We start from the raw sequence: 3,439 nt of genomic DNA, 5'->3' as shown, positions 1-3,439 counted from the left end.
CTCGCCATTTCGGCCAACGTAAGCGCCGGAGGAAGTCGTGTTCGCTGTCCAAGATACCGGTCCGGTGCACGTTAAGCCAGATATTTATAACTCCGATATATTGCGATTTAATCATTAAATAGGATAGCAAATCAATATGCGGGTGGCGCATTTCGAAAGACGGCCATTCTCCGCTCTTAGTTCATTGATCGGTCAAAGACCGGAGCCCAGTGTACTTGCTACGTCGCGCTTTGCGCATTACCTCGGCGCTGGTCGCAGTAACGGTGTCCCGGAGCCACTACCGCCCGAATCGACAGATATTCGCTACGCAAATTCGCGTCGCTTGATGTCTTTTCGCATTGGCGAAGGAATCGATGCGAAATGGCGGGCACACACCGCCACGCCGGCGTCACACGCTCGCCGTAGTACTCGGTCGACAAACATTGTCCACCACGTGTCGCGGCGAGAGCCTGCATGTCCTCGATCATGCTGCGCTGGCTCAGATTCGCCCACCGCCGATACCAGTGTGCCCGAGCCAGATCTGACTGGCCTTTGCCTGCCATTCGTGACCGGCTGTTGAAGTTCGTAGACTCAGAACGTCCCCGTCTGAGCCGTATCGTTGCCCAACGAGGTTGGTATACCGATTGCGCGCGTCATCGACCACCGCCGAAGACTCAAAACCTTAAAGTGATTCGCGCTGCAACAATTCCCGCCCGAACTGCTTCGCATCCCTGTACCGCACCTCGCATCGGCCGCATGCGCCACGCCGCTTAGCTCCAAACTTTGCCATCCTCCCTCAACCGAGTGTCCCAAATGGCAGATCCTTTCAATGTTCGCGGCCCTGGCAGCGGGCCGAATTATCCAGAATTCACCCCTGCGGCGCCCCAATCCGCCCAGCGTCCACAGCCCGCCACGCATGCCCCGCACCAGGCTGCACTCAATCAGTTCGGCGGGCTCGGCCCGATGCGTCGACCCGCAACCAATCCGCCTCCGCCCGTTCTCCGGTACGACATGATCAACGACGGCTCGGCTGAGTGGCTAGGTAGGCATGCTCTAAGCGACGATAAAGATGAGCACATAGCCGCGCTGGCTATGCGGCATGTCATCAACAACAATCAGCTGACATTTGCGGGCGAAGGAGTGCCAACGGGGACCACCGCATATTCGGCAACCCTATCGACTGTAGGAGGTCACTCTGCCTTGCTCGTAGGCAATTTCGCGCCGGATCAAAATGGCCGATTCAATGTGTTAAACGCTTCCATGATTGACACCGCACGGCCCGATTATGGAGTTTATCTTTCCGCACCGCTTGATACGACGTCGGCTCAACACTTCTCGGTCGAGGCCGGCCTGAGCGCCCCGAATCCCCAGCCATTCGACCACGCCACGGCGAATCCCGGCGCCTTCGCGCCAGCCGGCTTTCATGCTCCGTTGCCAACGGATCAACCCATGGTACCGATTGCCTCCGGTAGCCAACACCGTCAGCCTGGCTTCGGCACGCATCCCTACATGCCCGAGGCCACGAGCGTCGCGCCCTTTTTTCACTACGGCGAACCATCTGGATCATCAGCCCAGCCGCCGGACTTCGCCATTCCGTCCTCCAGCCGCAATGTCAGCTCACCAACTGACTTGGATCTGTCCTTCCCCGCCGCCAGTGTCGGCGGTGTTCACGATCGCAATGCAGTCGAGCACGATGTTAGGCCATATAAAAAGGCAACGATCTCGTTATTGCCGTACTCGCAGAAATTTCTCGAAAAACACCCGATGTTCCGCGCACACGGTACGAAAGATGTTTTCGTCTCGGGTCCAGACGGAAAAGTGCGTCGTTTTCCTGTTGATCATGGGACTGGCCACGAAACGATTCGTCGCGAAGACGGTTTTTTTGAATGCATCGGTCGACAGCTCAAGAGTCAAGCCGGTATCATCTATGACGCGCATCGGGATTCAATATCCCAAGTTTTCGCCGAATATAAAGTCAACCCAAAAGCTGCGACCGCTAAGTTCAAGGTTAATGGACAAACCGTCCAGTCTATCAGCGACACTCATGCGATTTACCCACTACCCGGAGGTAAATGGATGGTTCCACAAGCTGAACTCCGGGACTGTAGTTATGCATGTGAGGAAATGCTGCTTGGCGAAGGTAAACCTGCCAATCAAATGATCGAACAAATGCGCAATTACAAAGAAGTAGGGCGCCGAAGGGAGGTATCCGACCTGTATCAGTCGTTGCAAGTCCGCTCAGGACGCGCTCCGCACGTTGTCAGCGGAGGGAGAGGATCAAACACGGTCTTTTTTAATGAACTGAAATATTCTATCGCAAAGTACGGTCCTTGTATTCTAAACTTGAATGGACATACTCGCATTCTCGATACCATTGAAGAGGGGGGCACGGACATTTACTCACCATGCGCGATCCATTTTCCGCTAGTTTTTTGAAGATAAAATATGACGAGGATTTCTGGGTCGACCCAAGGGGATTTAACAATCCTCTAGATAGATTCGCATTCTTTTTTTCAAGCAAGTAGCTTTTGGAGCAGGATTTTTTTGAGACTGGCCCAATTTCCGTCCCAGTCTTAGTTGGAAAATTCCGGCTCTTCGGGGCGGGCCGAATCGGCCCGATCGGAGCACTGGCGGGCGAATTCCGCCGGTGTCATCCACTGCAGCGCAGAGTGAGGGCGCGCCTCGTTATAGTACTCGCGCCAGACCTCGATTTTGCGTCTGGCGTCCTCCAGCGACAAGAACCAATGTGCATTGAGGCATTCCTCCCGGAACCGTCCGTTGAAGGATTCGTTCTTCGCATTGTCGGTCGGCTTGCCAGGACGAGAGAAGTCAATCTCCACGCCATTCTCGTACGCCCATTTGTCGAGCGCCTCCGAAATGAATTCGCTGCCATTGTCTGCCTTGATATAGCGGGGAAGCGGACGATGCTGCGCAAGCCAGGTCAGCGCAGCGACAACGTGCTCGCCCCGCAACGAGCCGTCGACTTCAATCGCCAGGCATTCTCGCGTGTAGTTGTCCACGATTGTGAGCGTGCGCAAGCGCCGACCATCAAACAGCGCATCAGCGACGAAGTCCATACTCCAGATTTCGTTGATTGCGCTCACTGACTGCTTTGGCTATCGGCGCCGAGCCGACTTGTTCCGTCGAGGTCGTTTGTGGCGCAATGAAAGCCCCAGTTCCCGATACACGCGCTCGACGCGTTTATGGTTGTCTCGCCAGCCTTCCCGGCGAAGCATCACGTACACCCGAGGTGCACCGTAATGCACTCGCACTTCCGTGATCTCCTTGATGCGCATCTCCAGCGCGCTTTGATCCCGCGCGACCGACTCGTAATGACCTGCCCCCGGTTTTAGTCCGGACTGCAGTTAGAGTCCAAGGTTAAAAACTGCTGCTTTGCATCGTGCGCCAAGGCGAACTGCACCGGCGTCAGATAGCCGAGTGAGCTATGAGGCCGCTCGGT

At 55.7% G+C, this 3,439-nt stretch carries 1 protein-coding gene and 1 pseudogene; one reads left to right on the top strand and one right to left on the bottom strand.

Annotated elements, in window-relative coordinates; all coding sequences use genetic code 11:
* Positions 1-792 precede the first annotated feature (792 nt).
* Entirely contained in the window at positions 793-2,415 is a 1,623-nt protein-coding gene (locus tag G3O00_RS41290) for a hypothetical protein (RefSeq protein ID WP_206146446.1), read from the top strand.
* 137 nt (positions 2,416-2,552) lie between these two features.
* Here G3O00_RS41290 and G3O00_RS41285 read toward each other — a convergent pair.
* Positions 2,553-3,311, bottom strand: a pseudogene (locus tag G3O00_RS41285) (IS3 family transposase); the annotation flags it as partial.
* Positions 3,312-3,439: the final 128 nt, after the last annotated feature.

This window comes from Burkholderia sp. Ac-20384 (assembly GCF_017104605.1).
GTDB classification, from domain to species: Bacteria; Pseudomonadota; Gammaproteobacteria; order Burkholderiales; family Burkholderiaceae; genus Burkholderia; species Burkholderia lata.
Note: the sequence above shows the minus strand (reverse complement) of the source record. Positions and strands in the feature narration are given on the sequence as shown.